At 39.8% G+C, this 19600-nt stretch carries 17 protein-coding genes and 1 pseudogene; 15 read left to right on the forward strand and 3 right to left on the reverse strand.

What is annotated here, in order from left to right:
* Window positions 1-15 precede the first annotated feature (15 nt).
* On the reverse strand, window positions 16-216 hold the full coding sequence (locus NSQ62_RS06580; RefSeq protein WP_341323132.1) for a cold shock domain-containing protein: 201 nt from the start codon (window positions 214-216) through the stop codon (window positions 16-18).
* A gap of 188 nt (window positions 217-404) precedes the next feature.
* Between NSQ62_RS06580 and NSQ62_RS06585 the strand changes: the two genes are divergently transcribed.
* Window positions 405-2081, forward strand: a complete 1677-nt coding sequence (locus NSQ62_RS06585; protein ID WP_341323897.1) for a formate--tetrahydrofolate ligase — start codon at window positions 405-407, stop codon at window positions 2079-2081.
* An 86-nt stretch (window positions 2082-2167) separates the two neighbouring features.
* Here NSQ62_RS06585 and NSQ62_RS06590 read toward each other — a convergent pair whose 3' ends face one another.
* Window positions 2168-2320, reverse strand: a complete 153-nt coding sequence (locus tag NSQ62_RS06590) for a hypothetical protein (protein ID WP_341323133.1) — start codon at window positions 2318-2320, stop codon at window positions 2168-2170.
* 342 nt (window positions 2321-2662) lie between these two features.
* Here NSQ62_RS06590 and NSQ62_RS06595 point away from each other — a divergent pair, with 342 nt between their 5' ends.
* The 9 genes and pseudogenes from NSQ62_RS06595 to NSQ62_RS06635 all read left to right on the forward strand — a co-directional run bounded on the left by NSQ62_RS06595 (window position 2663) and on the right by NSQ62_RS06635 (window position 13115).
* The gene (locus tag NSQ62_RS06595; protein WP_341323134.1) at window positions 2663-3631 is read left to right on the forward strand and encodes a LacI family DNA-binding transcriptional regulator; all 969 of its coding nucleotides are present in this window, start codon (window positions 2663-2665) and stop codon (window positions 3629-3631) included.
* Window positions 3632-3637: 6 nt separating this feature from the next.
* Window positions 3638-4522 carry a ribokinase gene (gene rbsK / locus NSQ62_RS06600; RefSeq protein WP_341323135.1) on the forward strand — a complete coding sequence of 295 codons (885 nt, stop codon included), beginning with the start codon at window positions 3638-3640 and terminating at the stop codon, window positions 4520-4522.
* Complete coding sequence (gene rbsD, locus NSQ62_RS06605; protein ID WP_341323136.1) at window positions 4519-4905, forward strand: D-ribose pyranase; 387 nt, start codon at window positions 4519-4521, stop codon at window positions 4903-4905. The genes rbsK and rbsD overlap by 4 nt, the downstream gene beginning before the upstream one ends.
* 21 nt (window positions 4906-4926) lie before the next feature.
* On the forward strand, window positions 4927-6411 hold the full coding sequence (locus NSQ62_RS06610) for a sugar ABC transporter ATP-binding protein (protein WP_341323137.1): 1485 nt from the start codon (window positions 4927-4929) through the stop codon (window positions 6409-6411).
* The gene (gene rbsC, locus NSQ62_RS06615; protein ID WP_341323138.1) at window positions 6411-7346 is read left to right on the forward strand and encodes a ribose ABC transporter permease; all 936 of its coding nucleotides are present in this window, start codon (window positions 6411-6413) and stop codon (window positions 7344-7346) included. The genes NSQ62_RS06610 and rbsC overlap by 1 nt, the downstream gene beginning before the upstream one ends.
* Before the next feature lie 12 nt (window positions 7347-7358).
* The gene (locus tag NSQ62_RS06620; protein WP_341323139.1) at window positions 7359-8288 is read left to right on the forward strand and encodes a D-ribose ABC transporter substrate-binding protein; all 930 of its coding nucleotides are present in this window, start codon (window positions 7359-7361) and stop codon (window positions 8286-8288) included.
* 326 nt (window positions 8289-8614) lie between these two features.
* Window positions 8615-12421, forward strand: coding sequence for a S8 family serine peptidase (locus tag NSQ62_RS06625; protein ID WP_341323140.1), 3807 nt, complete (start codon window positions 8615-8617; stop codon window positions 12419-12421).
* Between the two features lie 90 nt (window positions 12422-12511).
* Window positions 12512-12622 (forward strand): annotated as a pseudogene (locus tag NSQ62_RS06630) (D-ribose ABC transporter substrate-binding protein); the annotation flags it as partial.
* Between the two features lie 130 nt (window positions 12623-12752).
* Window positions 12753-13115, forward strand: a complete 363-nt coding sequence (locus tag NSQ62_RS06635) for a DUF5412 family protein (protein WP_341323141.1) — start codon at window positions 12753-12755, stop codon at window positions 13113-13115.
* A gap of 47 nt (window positions 13116-13162) precedes the next feature.
* Here NSQ62_RS06635 and NSQ62_RS06640 read toward each other — a convergent pair whose 3' ends face one another.
* A complete protein-coding gene (locus NSQ62_RS06640; protein ID WP_341323142.1) occupies window positions 13163-13717 on the reverse strand; it encodes a hypothetical protein in 555 nt (184 codons plus the stop codon).
* Between the two features lie 130 nt (window positions 13718-13847).
* Between NSQ62_RS06640 and NSQ62_RS06645 the strand changes: the two genes are divergently transcribed.
* From NSQ62_RS06645 to NSQ62_RS06665, 5 genes are all read left to right on the forward strand, one after another.
* On the forward strand, window positions 13848-14450 hold the full coding sequence (locus NSQ62_RS06645) for a DUF4166 domain-containing protein (protein ID WP_341323143.1): 603 nt from the start codon (window positions 13848-13850) through the stop codon (window positions 14448-14450).
* Window positions 14451-14516: 66 nt separating this feature from the next.
* The gene (locus NSQ62_RS06650; RefSeq protein WP_341323144.1) at window positions 14517-15149 is read left to right on the forward strand and encodes an HD domain-containing protein; all 633 of its coding nucleotides are present in this window, start codon (window positions 14517-14519) and stop codon (window positions 15147-15149) included.
* Entirely contained in the window at window positions 15146-17032 is a 1887-nt protein-coding gene (locus NSQ62_RS06655; protein WP_341323145.1) for an ABC-F family ATP-binding cassette domain-containing protein, read from the forward strand. Before NSQ62_RS06650 ends, NSQ62_RS06655 begins: the two co-directional genes overlap by 4 nt.
* 10 nt (window positions 17033-17042) lie before the next feature.
* Window positions 17043-18161: a conserved virulence factor C family protein gene (locus NSQ62_RS06660; protein ID WP_341323146.1), complete on the forward strand. Its 1119-nt coding sequence runs from the start codon at window positions 17043-17045 to the stop codon at window positions 18159-18161.
* A gap of 253 nt (window positions 18162-18414) precedes the next feature.
* On the forward strand, window positions 18415-19587 hold the full coding sequence (locus tag NSQ62_RS06665; RefSeq protein ID WP_341323147.1) for a hypothetical protein: 1173 nt from the start codon (window positions 18415-18417) through the stop codon (window positions 19585-19587).
* Window positions 19588-19600 lie beyond the last annotated feature (13 nt).

The raw sequence follows: 19600 nt of genomic DNA on the forward strand, positions 1-19600 counted from the left end.
CGTTTACAGCTTTGTTTATTTTTTCATCACATTCGCAGCTTGTGCTCCGCGGATGCCATCAACTAAATCAAATTCTACGGCCTGTCCCTCATCTAAAGATCGGAAGCCTTCATCTTTTATCCCTGTGAAGTGTACGAATACATCTTCTCCGTTGTTACATTCTATAAATCCATACCCTTTTTCGTTGTCGAACCATTTTACAGTGCCTTGGTGCATCCGCCATCTCCTCCGATACTGTCAAATTTAGTACAAAATATAAAATTACAGAATATTACGAATAAACTATATACTATTTGTGCGATTGATGTCAATAATTTGTCGATTTAGAAAAGAAAATTTTGTTTATCAATTCAGAGAAAACAGACTATAATAAGAAGCGAATAAGAACGAAAGTAGGGCAAATGATGACAACTAAGACTAAACCATTAACAGATATTGAAATTGCAAACGCAGCAACGATGCAACCAATTGTTGATATTGCAGAGCGCGCTGGTATTCCAGTAGATGCCGTGGAGCAGTATGGCCGCTATAAAGCAAAAATCGACACAAGCAAGGTAACCGGAGAAGCGGATGCCAAAGTTGTACTTGTAACGGCAATTAGTCCAACGCCAGCTGGTGAAGGAAAATCAACAGTAACAGTTGGTTTAGCAGATGCGCTACATCAATTAGATAAAAGCGTAATGGTAGCCTTACGTGAGCCTTCATTAGGACCGGTAATGGGTGTTAAAGGTGGCGCTACAGGCGGTGGGTACGCACAAGTGTTACCAATGGAACAAATTAATTTACACTTCAACGGTGATTTTCATGCGATCACCACAGCGAACAACGCATTATCAGCATTAATCGACAATCATATTCACCAAGGTAATGCATTGAAAATCGACCCACGCCGTATTATTTGGAAGCGTGTACTGGATTTAAATGACCGTGCATTACGTCATGTAACAGTAGGTTTAGGTGGTCCAATGCAAGGAGTACCGCGTGAGGATGGCTTTGACATTACAGTTGCGTCAGAAATTATGGCGATTTTCTGTTTAGCAACAAGCATTCAGGACTTAAAGATGCGTTTAAAACGTATTTTAATCGGTTACACATATGACCGTGAGCCGGTAACAGTTGGTGACCTGCAAGTCGAAGGTGCGTTAACATTAATTTTAAAAGAAGCATTAAATCCAAACTTAGTACAAACAATTGAAGGAACGCCGGCTTTAATCCACGGTGGTCCCTTCGCAAACATCGCGCACGGCTGTAACTCAATTATCGCAACACAAACAGCGCGTCAGCTAGCAGACATCGTTGTAACAGAAGCGGGCTTTGGTTCAGATTTAGGCGCAGAAAAATTCTTAAACATTAAAGCGCGTGAAGCAAACTTTAAGCCGAGCGCAGTCGTAATCGTTGCAACAATTCGCGCACTGAAAATGCATGGTGGTATAGCGAAAACGGATTTAGTTGCTGAAAATGTAGAGGCGTTAAAAGAGGGAATCTCGAATTTAGCACAGCACGTTGCCAATATTCGTAACTTCGGCTTAGAGCCAGTGATCGCATTAAATCGCTTCATTACAGATACAGAAGCTGAGCTTGCTTTCGTATTAGCGTGGGCGAAAGAAAATGAAGTACGTATTGCGCGTACAAATGTGTGGGAAGAAGGCGGAAAAGGCGGCATCGAGCTTGCAAAACAAGTAATAGAAGTACTAGATACGCCAAACAACTTCCACCAATTATATGAGCTTCAAGAAACGGTCGAGCAAAAGCTAACGAAAATCGTGCAGCAAGTATACGGTGGAGCTGGCGTTCAATTAACAGACGCTGCAAAAAAACAGTTAGCGACAATCGAGAAAAATGGATGGGATAACTTACCGATTTGTATGGCTAAAACGCAATACTCATTATCAGATCAACCGAGCTTACTTGGTCGCCCATCAGATTTCATCGTTACGATTCGCGAAATCATTCCAAAGCTTGGAGCAGGCTTCTTAGTATGCTTAACAGGCGACATTATGACAATGCCCGGCTTACCAAAGCAACCAGCAGCACTTCGTATGGACGTAGCTGAAGATGGTAGCGCAGTAGGGTTATTCTAAAATAAATGAAAAGAAACGTATTCGTGTAATTTTCGCGAATACGTTTCTTTATGTTTTCCATCTATTCAATTGAGTCAAATCCTTTTTTAAAACATTAATCGTACGAAGTGATCAAGTACCCAATAACTGATGCTAGCACCGTAAACTGTTGCACCGATTAAAATAGGGCTAATTAATAATAATCCTTTGCGCTCTTTCTCACTCAGTCTCTTAGGTTGTTCTAAGGTAATTGCTCTCATATATAAACACTCCCTTTTTTCTGTTTTACGTTATATTATTGCTATTATATGACGTTATTCTATAAAAATCAATAAAAATGTTCACATTTTAGACAAAAAAATAGCGTAAGGCACAAAAAATCTCGCTGAACGAGCATTTAAGGAGAGTTATATAATAATGGGTTTAATGTGACATACTAATTGGTTCGATTAATGTGCAATAAACATCAAAAATATGTTGACTAGTGATAAAAATATGCATTATATTATGTGTAATCGGTTACACAATGAAACATATTTGATGCACTTATTTTTTTGTGAAAATATGTAATCGGTTACACATGTTAGGGAAGGAAGATGAACATGGCAACAATTAAAGATGTAGCGAAACGAGCCAATGTATCGGTAGCAACGGTTTCAAGATACTTAAACAATAGTGGCTACGTTGGTGAACAGGCAAAGCAAGCAATTGAACAAGCCGTTCAGGCGCTTGACTACAGGCCAAATCAAATTGCACGTTCCTTATCAAAGAAGCAATTGCAAACAATTGGCTTGATTGTCCCAGATATCATGAACCCATTCTTCCCAGAACTTGCACGTGCAATCGAGGATGTCGCCTTAAAAGAAGGCTTTACCGTCATTTTATGTAACTCAGACGAACAGCGTGAAAAAGAGCTGCGCTATATCGAAAGCTTGCAGCAAAAATACATCGCAGGTTTTATTATTGCGACAAACCAATTATCAAAAGAACAATACCGTTCATTAAATGTCCCAGTGGTGCTGCTCGACCGTGTGCTCGATGCTGATTTACCATCTGTAACCTCACAAAATAAAGTAGGCGCTATGATGGCGGTTGATTATTTAAGAGAAAAACAAGCGAAAGAAATTTTATTTATTAGTGGGCCGAATGATTTAGAGCCAGTGCAACAACGTTTAGCCGGTTTTAAAAAGGCGACTGCGGGTATGAAAACACATATTTACGAAAGTCCATTTGATTTTATAGCGGCTGAAAAGATTGCTTATGATGCCTTGCAAAAACATACATCAGTGGATGCGGTATTCGCGAGCAGTGATATGATCGCCTTTGGGGTTTTGAAGGCTGCAAATAGACTGAAAATTGATGTACCGAATGACTTGCAAGTGATTGGCTATGACGGCATTGCGCTCGGTGAAATTATGACTCCAGGCTTAACAACGATTGCACAAGACATCTACGCACTCGGTGAAACAGCTGCTAATATGCTCGTGGCGTTAATTAAAGGCGAGATACTACAACAAGAACATCAGATGATTGCAACGAAATTAGTCATCCGAGAAACGACAAAGGAGTAATGACGCATGATTACAGTAGTAGGAAGCATTAATATGGATATCGTTTGCCAAACATCTGTCTTTCCAAAGCAAGGGGAAACGATTTTAGGTGAACGCTTTGAAACGATCCCGGGTGGTAAAGGGGCAAATCAAGCTGTTGCGGCGGCACGCTTAGGCAGTGAAGTCACAATGGTTGGTGCGGTTGGACAAGACAGCTTTGGTCCAACACTTTTAACAACATTACAGCAAGAAAATATACATACGGACGCAGTTGCCGTGGTTGAAACGAATACAGGAATCGCCAACATCATTTTATTTGAGAATGATAACCGCATTATCGTTGTACCAGGTGCGAATTTTGATGTAACACCAGAAATGATAGATGCTAAGCAAGAGCTAATTAAAAACTCAAAGCTTGTTGTGATGCAGCTTGAAATTCCAGTTGAAACAGTTGAGTATACATTAGCACTTTGTGAAAAATACAAGGTGCCTGTACTGTTAAATCCAGCACCAGCACGTAACTTCAAGCCAGAGTGGATGGACAAAATTGCGTATATGACACCAAACGAAACAGAATGTGCGCTTATTTTTAATGAGGATGTTGAGCAGTCACTTGCGAAATATCCAAACAAATTAATCGTGACATTAGGCGAAAACGGTGCAATGTATCATAACGGCCAGCAAATCGTAAAAGTTGAAGGCTATAAGACGACGGCGGTTGATACAACAGGCGCGGGCGATACATTTAATGGTGCATTTGCACACAAAATAATCGAAGGTGCTTCTATTGAAGAGGCAGTGCACGTTGCAAATGTCGCAGGTTCACTTTCAGTAGAGCAATTTGGTGCACAGGGCGGTATGCCAACATTACAACAAGTAGAGAAGCGCATGAAGGAGATAGAGCAAGGATGAAAAAGCACGGAATTTTAAATCGTGAATTAGCGGGCATTTTCGCCAAGCTTGGTCATACCGATCAAATCGTCATCGCGGATTGTGGATTACCAATTCCTAATGGCGTACCATGTATCGACTTAGCGTATAAGCTAGGCGAGCCAACGTTCTTAACGATTTTAGACGTGGTGCTTGACGATTTAGTGGTCGAGCACGCGATTTTAGCACAAGAAATCAAAGATAAAAATACAGCCGTTCATGAGGCAGTCACGTCGAAGTTACAACCAAGTTACGTAAGCCATGAACAGTTTAAAGCATATACGAAAGATGCGAAGGTCATTATTCGTACAGGTGAAACAACACCATACGCCAACGTCATTTTACAAAGCGGCGTAATCTTCTAAAGAAAAAGGTAGGTGGACAACATGATCGAAATGTCAGGGATTTCAAAAGCATTTAGTGGCAACGTAGTATTAAACGATGTGTCATTTGAATTAATGCCAGGTGAAATTCACGCACTGATGGGTGAAAACGGTGCAGGTAAATCAACGATGATGAAAATTTTAACGGGTATTCATCAGCGTGATGCAGGTGTTATTAAAGTAAATGGACAAGAGGTAGACTGTAAATCACCGCAAGACGCAGAGGATTTAGGGATTGCGGTAATCCATCAAGAATTGAACATCTTGCCAGATTTATCCGTAACAGAAAACCTGTTTTTAGGTAAGGAAAAAACATACCCATTGTTTGGGATTTTAAAGAAAAAAGAAATGCATGAAGAAGCCAAAGCGTTACTTGCTAAGCTTGGACTAGACTTAGACCCGCGCACACGTGCAGGGGATTTGTCAGTTGGAAAGCAGCAAATTATCGAAATCGCAAAAGCCATCGCGTCAGATGCAAAGTACATTATCATGGATGAGCCAACTGCCGCACTTACAGATCGTGAAATCGAAACACTTTTCGTAACCGTTAACGAGCTAAAAGCAAAGGGCATTTCATTTGTATACATTTCACACCGCATGGAAGAAATTTTTGCAATTTGTGATCGTATTACGATTTTACGTGACGGTACATATGTTGGTGTTCGCGTGATAAAAGAAACCTCGTTTGATGAAATCGTATCAATGATGGTAGGGCGTGAGCTTGGAGAACGTTTCCCAGAGCGTAACGCTAGTATTGGTGAAGTGAAGCTAGAAGTGAAAAATATAAGCGCGAAAAAAGCATTTGATAATGTAAGCTTTCAGTTACGTAAAGGTGAAATTTTAGGCGTTGCTGGACTGATGGGTGCAGGACGTACGGAGGTTGCGCAAGCGATTTTCGGTTACCGAAAACTATCAAATGGTGAAGTTTTCATTGATAACAAAAAGGTTTCTATCAATTCACCAATCGAAGCGATGAAGCACAAAATCGGTTTCGTTACAGAGGACCGTAAAACGCAAGGGCTTGTACTAGATTTCTCAATTAAAGAAAACATCATGTTAGCCAACCTTGAAAAAGGCTCGAAAACAGGTGTGATTGTTCCTAAATTAGAGAACGACATGGTTGCAGATTATATTGAACAACTTCGTATTCGCTGTGCGAGCGCGGATATTGCGGCAAAATCACTAAGTGGTGGGAATCAGCAAAAGGTTGTTATTGCTAAATGGCTTGGGACAAATCCTGAAATTTTAATTTTAGATGAACCAACACGCGGCGTCGATATCGGTGCCAAAAAAGAGATTTATCAAATTATGAATAACCTTGCAGAAGCAGGGGTTTCGATTTTAATGATTTCATCGGAGTTACCAGAAGTAATTGGCATGTCAGACCGCGTGCTTGTAATGCGTGAAGGCCAACTGACAGGTATGGTAACGAAAGAACAGATGACGCAAGAGAACATTATGCACTATGCAACAGGAGGGGAAGAATAATGGCGAAAAATAAAGAATTACTTTCAAAGCTTGGGCCGTTTATCGGCTTAATTTTATTAATGGTCGTATTAACGTTTTTAAATCCGAGCTTTTTAACAGTTGATAACTTATTCAACATCCTACGCCAAGTATCGATTAGTGCATTAATCGCATTCGGTATGACATTTGTTATTTTAACAGGAGGAATCGACTTATCAGTTGGTTCGACATTGGCTTTGACAGGTGCAGTAGCAGCAACTTTACTAGCAGCTGGGACAGATCCAATTCTAGCAATGGCAGCAGCTATTGGCTTAGGCTTTATTTTAGGGGCAATTAACGGACTGATTATTACTAAAGGTAAAGTAGCACCATTCATCGCAACACTTGCGACGATGACGATTTATCGCGGTTTAACTTTAGTATATACAGATGGTCGCCCAATTTCAGGTTTAGGTGATTCACTATCATTCCAATTATTCGGTAAAGGCTACTTTTTAGGTATTCCAGTACCAGTTGTTACAATGATTTTAGCGTTTGTACTGCTTTATTTCATCTTACACAAAACAACATTCGGACGCCGTGTATATGCAGTTGGCGGGAACGAAGAGGCTTCAAAGCTATCAGGTATTAACCCAGATCGCGTGAAAATTGCTGTTTATGCGATTACAGGGATGTTAGCAGCCATTTCAGCATTAATCATTACATCTCGTCTAAATTCGGCACAGCCAACAGCTGGTGAGTCATATGAGTTAGATGCAATCGCTGCTGTAGTACTTGGTGGTACAAGCTTAACAGGTGGTAAAGGCTGGATTTTCGGTACATTAGTTGGGGCATTAATTATTGGTGTTTTAAATAATGGTATGACGTTAATCGGCGTGTCATCATTCTTCCAACAAGTTGTAAAAGGGATAGTTATATTATTAGCGGTATTAATGGACCGCAAAAAAACAGCATAGGAGTGTCATAGCATGAAAAAGTTATCAGTACTTTTCGTAGCAGCCATGATGTCAATTTTCTTAGCTGCATGTTCAATGGAACCCGGTTTTCCATATGGCAAAAAAGATGAACAAAACAAAACAAAATCTTCTGATGAGCTATCAGTTGGTTTATCAATATCAACGTTAAATAATCCATTCTTTGTAACGCTAGCAGATGCTGCAAAAGAGCAAGCGAAGGTAAATAATTTAAAAATTACAGTAGCGGATGCACAAGATGATGCATCAAAACAAGCTTCTGACGTAGAAAACTTAATTCAAAAGGGTGTTGATTTAATTATCATTAACCCAGTTGACTCAGCTTCTGTTACTTCAGCAGTTGATTCGGCAAATGCAAAAAACATTCCAGTTATTACAGTAGACCGTGTTTCTGAAGGAGGAGAAGTTGTAGCACATATCGCTTCAGATAACGCAGCAGGTGGTGCACTTGCTGGTGAATACTTAATGACATTAATCGAAGAAGGTGCGGAAGTAGCAATGCTAGAAGGCGTTGCAGGTTCTTCTGCAGCACGTGACCGTGGTGAAGGATTTTTAAGCGTAGTAGATGGTAAAGTGAAGCTAGTTGCTAGTCAAACGGCAAACTTCAACCGTACAGAAGGCTTAACAGTAATGGAAAACATTTTACAAGGTAATCCAAATGTAAAAGCGGTATTCGCTCAAAATGATGAAATGGCTTTAGGAGCACTTGAAGCAATTACAGCTGCTCGTAAAGACGTTATAGTGATCGGCTTCGATGCAACAGACGATGCAGTAGCAAAAGTGCAAGCTGGTGAAATGGCAGCAACTGTTGCACAGCAACCATCCTTAATAGGTGAAAAAGCTATCGAAGCAGCAATTAAAGTATTAGCTGGTGAATCAGTGGAAGAAAATATTCCTGTTGATTTAGAGTTAATTACGAAATAATTTTTGAATGAGAACTCAGGTGTAAGTGCCTGGGTTCTTTTTTTCATTATGTGCACTTTTTTCTGTTAAATAAATTTCCTGGTAATAATACCAAATCGTTTAGGAATCTTTTTGCTATTAAATTTCTGATCTCAACAAGAAAGTTCTACTATTTAAATAAATAATTAGTAAGATAGATGTATCATATTTTCTAAACACTAATACAAACTATCAATTTTTCTAATATTCGAACGTTTGGATATCTCGGATTGGTTTATCTGTGATAAATTGTAAATATCATACTGATTTGGTAAGTATGAAAATTAGAGTCGGAGGGGAAAAGAGATTTGAATAATTTTAAGTTTACGAAGTTCTTAAGTAGTATTCTAGCTATCTTAATGGTGCTTTCTCTATTGGCTCCATTCTCGAGTGCGTATGCAGAAGAACTGAAACCATTCAAGCAAAATGGTCATAATGAAAGTATGATTCAACTAAAGGCGGCTATTGCTGAACAGCTAAGCTTGTCTAAAGATGGTCCAACTCTTCACGAAAGTTTGCAGAATATATCAGGTAATCAAGATGTTGCAGTTATCGTTCATTTATCAGAAAAACCAGTTGCACTAGAGCAAGGGATGAGTGAAGTTAAAGGCAAAAAATTCTCTAATGCTCGAGCAAATGAAGTTCGTGCAAATGTAAAAGCACAACAAGCAAAAGTAAAAAGAGAGTTAGCTGCAAAACAAGTACAGATGACGCACGGATACACATTTGATACTGTTTTAAACGGTTTTGCGGCAACTATCAAAGCAAATGACCTTCCGAAATTACTAACAATTGATGGAATTACACTAATCGAACCAGATGCCACTGTGTATGCATCAGAAGAAAATACAACAAAATCATCAGAACTTATAAAAGAAGAACAATTAGAAGCATTCATGAATACAAGTAATTCTTTTCTTGGAATTGAAAACCTTTGGAATGAAGGTATTGAAGGACAAGGAATAAAAGTAGCCGTATTAGATACGGGTATTGATGCAGATCATCCTGAGTTTGCTGGAATTTATAAAGGTGGAAAAAACTTTATTCCAAATTCATCGACATACACGAAGCATCGTGCAGATGACGATGCATCGGAAACATTACCTTCAGAGCGTCCAGCCGGTACACCTGAATTTAATGCAAACGGAAGCTCGTTCTATACTTCTCACGGTACACATGTTGCTGGAACAATTGCAGCAATTGGAGCTAACGAATTCGGTATTAAAGGAATTGCTCCAAAAGTAGACCTGTATGCTTACCGCGTTCTTGGGGCATATGGAAGTGGGGCTACATCTGGTATTGTAAAAGCAATTGAAACGGCAGTCATCGAAGAAATGGATGTTATCAACCTTTCACTTGGTGGTGGAGCTAACTCTGAAACAGATGCAGGCTCATTTGCGATTAATAATGCTATGATGGCTGGAACAATTGGAGTACTTGCAACAGGTAACTCTGGCCCGAATCGTGGAACAATGGGAACACCTGCTACTGCTCGTTTAGGGATTGCAGTTGGTAACACAACAAATCCAGAAGTAATGTACAACGGTGAAGTGAATGTTACAGTTGGCGACTACAACTTATCAAAGCAACTTCCATTAATGGGAACGACTTTTGGTAAAGATTTAGCAACACAGCTCCAAGGAGAATTGGATCTTGTTGCGATTCCTGGAAACGGTGAAGTAAAAGACTTCGAAGGAATTGATGTAGAAGGTAAAGTCGCATTGATTTCTCGTGGTAGTATCGCATTTGTAGATAAAATTGCGAATGCAAAGGCTAATGGAGCCGTTGCCACAATTATTCATAACTTTGCTGGTGGAACAAATGCACCGGATATTTCAGGTACATTCCTTGGTGACTCATTTGAGTTCATCCCAACATTTGATATGTCCGTAACAGATGGTAATGCTATCCGCGCTGCTTTGGCAGGCGGAACTGGAAAAGTAAGCTTTGGTAAGTTTGCTTCTACATCGACAATTGGAGATGAAGTAAACGCTTCTAGTTCACGTGGACCATCTACACCAAACTTTGATATTAAACCAGACGTAACAGCGCCTGGAACAAATATTATGTCAACGATTCCAATGTATAAAACAGATTTCCCTGATGCAGTTTACGATAGAGCATATGATCGCAAAACAGGAACTTCTATGGCAACACCACATATTGCAGGTATTGCTGCATTAGTAAAACAAGCAAATCCTGATTGGAACGCGTTTGATGTAAAAGTAGCGCTATCTAATACAGCAAAGGTTTTAGATACAGCCAAGTATGATGTGTTCTCTCAAGGTGCAGGGCGCGTAAATGCTTATGCAGCAGCTCATCCAGAAATTCTTGCATATGCACTTGATACTGCAGTTTTAGATGGAACTGGAGCTGTTGTTGAAAACAAGAAAGGTACTGTTACTTTCGGTAAACAACCACTGAAAGACGGTGCTATTTCTGTAACGAAGCAAGTTTTAGTAAAAGATATGAAAGGAAACGGCGGCAATTACAATGTATCGGTAGATGTGACAAAAACATTTGGTGATGCAGCCGTTACAGTAGATCAGCCAACATTTAATCTAGCTGGTGAGCAACTTTTGAACATTACATTAACTGCTTCACAAGCTTCAGCACCAAACGGCTCTGAAATACTAGGATATATCCACATTGACGGTGGAGCCACAGAAGCTTCATTACCATTCGCAGCTGACTTCGGCGGCGTGGCAGCAACTGAACTAAAAGACTTTAAGATTACGGAAACAGACCTATCGTTTAACGGAGATGGCGTGAAAGACTCAGCGTTACTTTCATTCACATTAACTGGAGATGTAGCAACGAACTATATTGAGCTTTGGGATATTATGAATCCTGAAGGTGGAGAATATGGAGACGGCTACATTGGTTATCTACATGCAGGTACTGCACTTGGAAAAGGATCATATACGCTGAACGTTGGCGGGCAGTACAAACCGTGGGGCTCAGACCCTGCAACAACGATTCCGGATGGTCTATATACAATTGACTTTACAGGTGTTGCAGCTACAGGAGTAGTCGCGGATTATGTCGGACCAATTGTTGTAAAAACGACAAAGCCAGAAATTACAGGTTCAGTAGCTGAAGGTGTTGCAACAGGTCAGGTAACAGATAAGTATATCGATTACAATGAAGAATTATATTTATACGGTTTAGACTATAATTTAAATGATAAATTAAAAGCTTCGTATATTTCGACGGTAAATGGCGAAGTACAAGCGTCAGTTGCTTTTGAGTTAAATCAGGATGGTAGCTTCACATTCCCAGTGACAGCAGAAACGAATGCTGTATCAGTAGTAATTACTGACGCTGCTGGAAATGTTGGCGAGGCAATAATCTATGAAAAGGAAATAGTAGAACCTGTCTTAACACTTTCTGTAAACCCTAATGAGTTAGATCTAACAGTTGGAGAAACTACACAGCTTATGGTAACAGAAACATCAACACCTGTAGAAGGTGAAGAAACAGAGGAAGATGTAACTTCAAAAGCTACGTATGCTATTGCAGATGAAAATGTTGCAACTGTAGTAAATGGGTTAGTAACTGCAGTAGGGGAAGGCACAACGACAATTACTATTTCATACGGTAATAATGAAGTAACTGTAAATGTTACAGTTAAGGCAGTAGTTGTAGAAGAACCGGTAGTAACACTTGAAATTGATCAAGCTCAGGTTGAAACTACAATAGGTAAAGAAGTGATGGTTAAGATTACTGAAATCACTACTGTTGATGGTATAACAACAGAAAAAGATGTTACAAATCTAGCAACTTACACAGTAGCGAATGATAAAATTGCTACTGTAAAAGCAGGTGCTGTAAAAGGTAAAGGTCAAGGTACTACAACGATTACGGTAACGTACGGTGAACATACCCTGACGTTTGAAGTGAATGTTGAAAAGCCAGGTAATGGAAACGGAAACGGAAACGGAAATGGTAATGGAAACGGCAACGGAAACGGAAACGGAAACGGCAACGGAAACGGAAACGGAAATGGAAACGGAAATGGCAATGGCAACGGAAACGGAAACGGAAATGGCAATGGCAATGGCAACGGAAACGGAAACGGAAACGGAAACGGAAATGGTAAAGGTAATAATTAAGTTACCGAAGATAAGTTATAATTAAATTTAGTTCAAGTAAAAAAGTGAGTGCCCGAGAAGTAATTCTGGGACACTCCCTTTGCGCCGAGGCAGCAACCATCCTTAATCGGTGAAAAAGCTATCGAAGCAGCAATTAAAGTATTAGCTGGTGAATCAGTGGAAGAAAATATTCCTGTTGATTTAGAGTTAATTACGAAATAATTTTTGAATGAGAACTCAGGTGTAGGTGCCTGGGTTCTTTTTTTGCTTATTTTCGTTTTGAAATTATGGAACTTGAATATTTTGTAAAACGTCGTGTTATATAAATGCTTTATGGTCTAGGGGTGATATAGTGCAACGTAAATGGAAAATCGGGCTACTAATTACTTTCATTTGTTTCGTTAGTAGTCTAGGTTTCTTATATCTAAAATTTAATCCTAGCTTAACTAATATGACGATTCATGTTGAGGGGAAGGTTGACAGCATACTTTCTCCTGATGGTACGAAACGATTAACTATCTACTATAATGGCGGATTGATTTTATATACGGATATGACCTATGTTGGTGTACTCGAGGATTTGACTACTGGAGAAGAGAAAAATTTATTTGTAGTTCCTACCCATGTTAAAAATGTGAAATGGTTAAGTAATGAAAAGATCTCTGTAAATGACCTAGATATCCCCATCGATCGGCCGTATGATTTTAGGGAATAATTAGAAATTAAAGACCGTACTGATTCATGTATCAGTACGGTTTCTACCTATTCTTTTGCCATTTTGCGCTCTGTAAACGTAACATCGAAGCTACGCGAGGTGCTATAAATTTTTTGCTTTTCCTCTACCCCAAATTTGGCGGTTTCGGTAATGACCATTTCCTCGTTTGCTGTTTGGAAGATGTATTGACCATACGGCAGCTCATCGTGGTACTCATAAACCACTTGCTCAATCTCAGCCCATTTCAGAATTTGCTCATTGTTAAACGATTTCATGACGATTTGTTCCTTTTGAATCGCAGTATAGTTCGTCAATGACCACGTGCAAAAGGCAAGGACCACCACAATCGCTAGACTAGCCAAACTGAATGTCACTTTTGTAGCTTTAAGTGCGAGTAGGATAAGTATGGCGACGATTAGTACGAGTGATACAATTGCAATAATGAGGCTGCTTTTTAATGTCAGTAGAATGATATTATCCTGGCTGAAATGCAACGTTTCGGTCATAATTGTCGGCGCAAAGAATGCGATAATAATGCCAATAAGACCGACTGCGATTGCAAAAATACCAATTTTAGCGCGTATAGATTTTTCGTTTAACATAAAATTCCCTCCTTCATCCTTTCCTTCTATACGTTTTAACATTGAAAACGGTTTCAAAATTATGGAATTAATTTACGTCGATGCGTAATTGATTTTTGGGGTACATAACTAAAAAACGGAGGTGCATCACATGGTTTACGAAACAATTATTGGTCCAGATTTTTACAAGCTCCATCCGATGCTAAAGGAGCGCTACAGTTTACAGCTAGGCGAAACCTTCAAATCTCAAGGTGTGATGGAAGTAATGGAGACGAAACCAAGCGCATTCAAGCCAATTTATCGTATCTTATCGAAGTTTAAATTCATCGTACCTGAAAGCGGGAAAAATATTGAATTTGATATGCAATATACCCTCACGCATGTTGATGAAAAGATGGCTATTTATAAATGGGTGAGAAAATTTTATTTCCCGAATGAAACGTATGAATTTCACACGCGCATGGTCGTTGATTTTGAAACAGGAATTGTCAAAGATTATATGGGCGCACCATCAGTTGTTAATTCGCATTTACAGTTTGATGTGACAAAGGACGGCGAATTAATGACACGGTCAACCGCTGTAGATGCGGTGATCGCTAAGCAAGACATCCCGACACCCACCATGATTGCACCGAAAGCGCTTGTACTCGAAGGCTATGATGAACAATCGCAGCACTACACGATTCATTTATCAATTTATCATCCACTACTTGGCACAATGATGAGTTATGCGGGCAAGTTTCGTGCGCTTTAAGCCCGAGGAAAAGCGATTTTATGGTAAACTAATGAAGGAAACAAGTACGAAGAAAATGGTGATAAGATGAACGAACAAATTACACAATGTGAGTCACTCGTAAAAGAAATTTATGACAAGATGGATGCGAGCCATGATTTTCAGCACATCGAGCGCGTCTATGAAAATGCGTTAACGATTTTACAAGCAGAGCCTGGAGCAAACGAAAAAATCGTACGTTTAGCAGTACTCCTGCATGATGTGAGCGATTCAAAATACGCCGATTCGAAGGAAGATGAAGATCGTATTTTACAGGCGTTAAACTTAACAACCAAAGAAATTCAGCATATTCAAACCGTAATCGCGGAAGTATCGTTCAACGGGGGCAATGAACTCCAAGCCACTACAATTGAATCTAAAATTGTGCGTGATGCCGATCGTTTAGATGCGATTGGTGCAGTTGGCATTGCCCGCACGTTCGCTTATGGCGGGGCAAAAGGACGCAAATTATATGATGACGCAGAAGAAGTGCGTGCGACGATGTCAATAGAAGACTACCGCGCAAAATCAACTGCAAGTGTCACGCATTTTTATGAAAAGCTCCTATTATTAAAGGATTTAATGGTCACAGAAAAAGGACGTGAACTGGCCGAGGCGCGCCATGCGTTTATGGTACAATTTTTAGATCAGCTTAAAAAAGAAAGAGACGGGATTTCATGAGTCATTTAATCGTATCAAATTTAACAAAAACAGTTGGCGATAAAACGCTATTTCAAAATATTGAATTTACTATTTATGAAGGGGAGCGCGCGGGGTTAATCGGCATTAACGGTACCGGTAAATCAACGCTCTTATCGATTTTAGCGGGTGTACAAGATGCCGATACAGTGGAGTTGGATCACCCAAATAAATACCGTATCGCTCATTTAGAACAAGACCCACAGTTTGAAGATAATGTGACCGTGTTACAAGCGGTGTTTAGTGGGGATTCTCCGATTTTACAGCTAAACCGAAAGTACGAGGAAACGTTGGCAGCGTTAACAAACGACCCAACGTCAGAAAAGTTACAGAACGAATTGTTCCGCATCCAGCAGCAAATGGATACGGACAACGCTTGGGACGTCAATGCACTGGCAAAACAAGCACTAACAAAGCTTGGTATTGATATGTTTGACCAATTCGTAACTAATCTATCAGGTGGCCAGCAAAAGCGTGTCGCATTAGCGAAAGTATTAATTGAGCCAGCTGACCTATACTTATTAGACGAGCCTACCAACCATTTAGACGTTGCGTCAACGGAGTGGCTACAAGAAATGGTGATGCGCTTAAAGGGCGCGGTCATCTTCATTACCCATGACCGTTACTTCTTAGATGAAACGGCGACACATATTTACGAATTAGCAGATAAAACATTATATCGCCATACCGGTTCATATGGGGATTTCCTAGAAGCACGAGCGATTCGTGAGGAAATGCAAGCCTCAACACAGGCAAAAATGCTAAACCGTTACCGCTCGGAGTTAAAATGGATTCGCCGCGGAGCAAAAGCACGTACAACGAAGCAAAAGGCGCGTATTCAGCGTTTTGAGGCACTCGATGATTCACTTGATCGTTCAGGCGAGCAAACGGATTTAGAAATGAACTTAGCGACGTCACGCTTAGGTAAAAAGGTATTAGAATCTGACGGCATCTCAAAAGCTTACGGCGACCGTACGATTATCAAGGATTACAGCTTTTTACTTCAGCAAGGTGACCGTATCGGCATTATCGGTGCGAATGGCTACGGTAAATCGACACTACTCAACATGCTTGCGGGCGAAATTGAGCCAGATAAAGGAGAGGTAGTTGTTGGTTCAACAGTAAAACGACTACACTTCAAACAAGCACTTCCAGCGATGAATGAAAAGGCGCGTATGATTGACTATGTGCGTGAGGCATCAAACGATATTACCGTTGCAAACGGCGAACGCTTCTCGGCCTCTCAAATGCTTGAGCGCTTTTTATTCCCACTTGGTTCACATGGTACGCCGATTAGTAAATTATCAGGTGGTGAGCGAAAGCGTCTGCATCTGTTACGCCTACTAATGGAGCAGCCGAACGTGCTACTACTAGATGAGCCGACGAATGATTTAGACATTGAAACACTTGGTGTGTTAGAAGACTTTATTGAAAGCTTCCCAGGCGTGGTGATTACGATTTCCCATGACCGCTTCTTCTTAGACCGTATTGCGAAAAAGCTATGGATTCTAGATGGACAAGGTGGCGTGGAAGAAAGCTTAGACGTCTACACAGACTACTTAGCGAAAAAAGAAAGCGCCGAGCAGCAAGTGGCAAAAGAAGTGAAGCAAGAAAAGCCAAAAGCCGAAAAGTCAAAATCAGAGAAGAAAAAGCTCTCATTTAAAGAGCAAAAAGAATGGGAAACGATTACGGACGATATTGCCAAAATGGAAGAAAAAATTATGCAAGCTGAAGAGGGGATTTCATCAGCGGGTGCTGATTTTACAAAGCTTCAGCAATTAACAGCAGAATTAGAAACGTACAATAGCGAATACGAGCAATTAATCGAGCGTTGGAGCTATTTAGACGAAATCGTAAATGGATAGGAGCGTTTTCATGAAAATTTTATCAATAGAGCCAACACCAAGTCCAAATTCGATGAAGGTTGTTATCGATCAGGACTTACCTTTTGGCAAAAGCTTTAATTATACGAAAGACAATATCCAAGAAGCGTCTACGGAGCTGCAAGCGATTTTCGCGGTAGAAGGCGTAAAGGGCATTTACCACGTTTCGAACTTTTTAGCCATTGAGCGTAATGCGAAATTTGCTTGGGAAGCAATTTTAGCCGATATTCGCCGTGCCATTGGTGGGGAACAAACAGAAGGTGCCGAGCAGCAATTAAATGAGCACTACGGAGAAGTGAATGTGCATGTGCAAATGTACAAGGCCATTCCCTTGCAAATTAAAGCGTTTGACGGAGAAGGCGAAGTACGTATTAGCGCGGGAGACCGTTTTACGATTGCCTTTAAACAACTGCAATTTAAAGTGGCCGATGACAATTATATATTAGAGCGTAAATGGGTCGATTTCGGTGTACGCTACGGCGATAAAGAACAAGTCGCACAGGATGTGTTAAAAGAAGTGGACGCACTGTATCCGCAAGATCGTGTAGAGTCAATCGTTGAAAACGTCAATACCGCAGTTACAACAGCTGCACAAGAGCGTAAAGAAGTAACTCTAGAAGCATATATGCAAGTTGAAGACTGGCAACAACGATTCCAGTTGCTTGATCAATTACCGGACCCAGAAGTGAAGGATATTCCACTACTCGAAAAAGCACTAGAAGATGAGCAAATGTCGATTCGCCGCTTAGCGACCGTGTACTTAGGAATGATTGAAGACGAAGCGGTAGTGCCAACATTAACAAAAGCATTAAACGACAAGAGCGCGGCTGTCCGTAGAACGGCAGGGGACTGCATGAGTGATTTAGGCCTAGAAAGCTTTGAGCCCGCAATGATTCAAGCATTGAAAGACAAAAACAAGCTTGTGCGTTGGCGTGCGGCAATGTACTTATATGAGGTTGGTACAGAAGCAGCAGTTGACGCTTTAAAAGTAGCAAGTGAAGATAAAGAATTCGAAGTGAAATTGCAGGCCAAAATGGCGTTAGCACGTATTGAAGGCGGCGAGGAAGCAAAAGGTTCTGTCTGGAAACAAATGACGGAAAGTCGAAAGTAATGGTTATTAATTACTAGTATATTATAGAATCCTATGATGCACATGCATGTGTATCATAGGATTTTATTTTTATGTAATTCTATTTTTCGTGATACTAGTTAATAAAAATTACTTGCTCGTTGTAAGTACTTACGCGTAGGATATCTAGCTAAATATGTATAAAAAAATTACATATATTTGAATTTTTTAATTGCAATTGTCAGAATATTTATTATAATTTTATAGAAGGAATAAAAAAGGAGATGGACTGACGATGGAACTGCTGATGCATGAGCAATTATTGAAAAATCCAGTGTGTTTCAAAAATCAACGTACGGAAGCGTTGGTGCAATTACTAGATTCATTAGAATTTCAGGAGGCTCGATTATTAACAAAAGAGGATATCCAGTTAATCTTTTATGATGTTTGGGCGATGCTTGAGATCGGAGCGCACTATAAAAACGAAGTGACAACTGTAGATGTGAAACAGAAAGCTTTTCGACTCTTTCTACTAGAATTCTTCGCGAAAAATGAGGCATTAAACAAAATTATACAGCAAAAGTTTTGCACAGAAAAACGATTTTTTATAGCGTTACTGTTGGGGCAAAAACTTGTATCGAAATATCTAAAGCGATTAGAAGTACTGTGGGAAATTCACGATACGTTGCAAGGCGAGGATCAAAAACAGCAAAAGTTAATGGACGTGCAACGAAATTGGTTTCAGCATCTTTATAAATATGAAAAGGAACTTCAACTAATCCTTTATCAGGTATTAAAACAGCTCGATGCGGTTGAACAAGTTTTAGGTCAAGACATTTGGTCAACAATTAAAGAAGACTATTTTGAAGCGTTATTGAAATCGATTGAAATGAATCATTTTGATGAGATTCTATTTTGGAAAAATAAATTAGATAGCCATCCATCGGTCAGTTTGCAAACACAGCCAAATTGTTCCTATGTTTTTTGTATTCAGCAGGATGCATCGATGCGTCATTACCTGAATTTACAAACAGCGCTAGTCGCTGGGATTTATGAAACCATGGAACAAAAAAAAGTGAATTTCATTTTTGTGCCGTTTGCAGAAAGTATTGAAAAGGAAATAATCGCACTAGATGGCACCTTGCATGTGGAGCAATTTTTCAATCGTACTCAGCCTAATGAAAATAAAGGGCGCATTAATTATAAAAACGCGCTAAATTATGCCTTGTTAATGTCAAAGCTAGAGCTCAATAAACACGAAACGAGTCGTATTTATTTTTTATGTAACGAAGAAGTATATACACAAATGCCAGATGATTTACAATGGCAACAAGCTGTAAGACAATTTAAAGAGATAAATAATGTTGGAATTACGGCTATTTATTTAGGTGATTTAACGAAATATCGAGCGCTTTGGTTTGCAGACCATGCATTTTCACTTGAGCAGATTTTATTAGATCCGAAATAAAATAAACGCTGAC

The organism is Solibacillus sp. FSL H8-0523, assembly GCF_038051985.1.
In the GTDB taxonomy this organism is placed as follows: domain Bacteria; phylum Bacillota; class Bacilli; order Bacillales_A; family Planococcaceae; genus Solibacillus.

What these genes read in the sequence shown, in the direction of transcription:
- NSQ62_RS06580 (WP_341323132.1), bottom strand. Translation starts at nt 216, where the DNA reads ATGCACCAAGGCACTGTAAAATGGTTCGACAACGAAAAAGGGTATGGA.
- NSQ62_RS06585 (WP_341323897.1), top strand. Translation starts at nt 405, where the DNA reads ATGACAACTAAGACTAAACCATTAACAGATATTGAAATTGCAAACGCA.
- NSQ62_RS06590 (WP_341323133.1), bottom strand. Translation starts at nt 2,320, where the DNA reads ATGAGAGCAATTACCTTAGAACAACCTAAGAGACTGAGTGAGAAAGAG.
- NSQ62_RS06595 (WP_341323134.1), top strand. Translation starts at nt 2,663, where the DNA reads ATGGCAACAATTAAAGATGTAGCGAAACGAGCCAATGTATCGGTAGCA.
- rbsK (WP_341323135.1), top strand. Translation starts at nt 3,638, where the DNA reads ATGATTACAGTAGTAGGAAGCATTAATATGGATATCGTTTGCCAAACA.
- rbsD (WP_341323136.1), top strand. Translation starts at nt 4,519, where the DNA reads ATGAAAAAGCACGGAATTTTAAATCGTGAATTAGCGGGCATTTTCGCC.
- NSQ62_RS06610 (WP_341323137.1), top strand. Translation starts at nt 4,927, where the DNA reads ATGATCGAAATGTCAGGGATTTCAAAAGCATTTAGTGGCAACGTAGTA.
- rbsC (WP_341323138.1), top strand. Translation starts at nt 6,411, where the DNA reads ATGGCGAAAAATAAAGAATTACTTTCAAAGCTTGGGCCGTTTATCGGC.
- NSQ62_RS06620 (WP_341323139.1), top strand. Translation starts at nt 7,359, where the DNA reads ATGAAAAAGTTATCAGTACTTTTCGTAGCAGCCATGATGTCAATTTTC.
- NSQ62_RS06640 (WP_341323142.1), bottom strand. Translation starts at nt 13,717, where the DNA reads ATGTTAAACGAAAAATCTATACGCGCTAAAATTGGTATTTTTGCAATC.
- NSQ62_RS06645 (WP_341323143.1), top strand. Translation starts at nt 13,848, where the DNA reads ATGGTTTACGAAACAATTATTGGTCCAGATTTTTACAAGCTCCATCCG.
- NSQ62_RS06650 (WP_341323144.1), top strand. Translation starts at nt 14,517, where the DNA reads ATGAACGAACAAATTACACAATGTGAGTCACTCGTAAAAGAAATTTAT.
- NSQ62_RS06655 (WP_341323145.1), top strand. Translation starts at nt 15,146, where the DNA reads ATGAGTCATTTAATCGTATCAAATTTAACAAAAACAGTTGGCGATAAA.
- NSQ62_RS06660 (WP_341323146.1), top strand. Translation starts at nt 17,043, where the DNA reads ATGAAAATTTTATCAATAGAGCCAACACCAAGTCCAAATTCGATGAAG.
- NSQ62_RS06665 (WP_341323147.1), top strand. Translation starts at nt 18,415, where the DNA reads ATGGAACTGCTGATGCATGAGCAATTATTGAAAAATCCAGTGTGTTTC.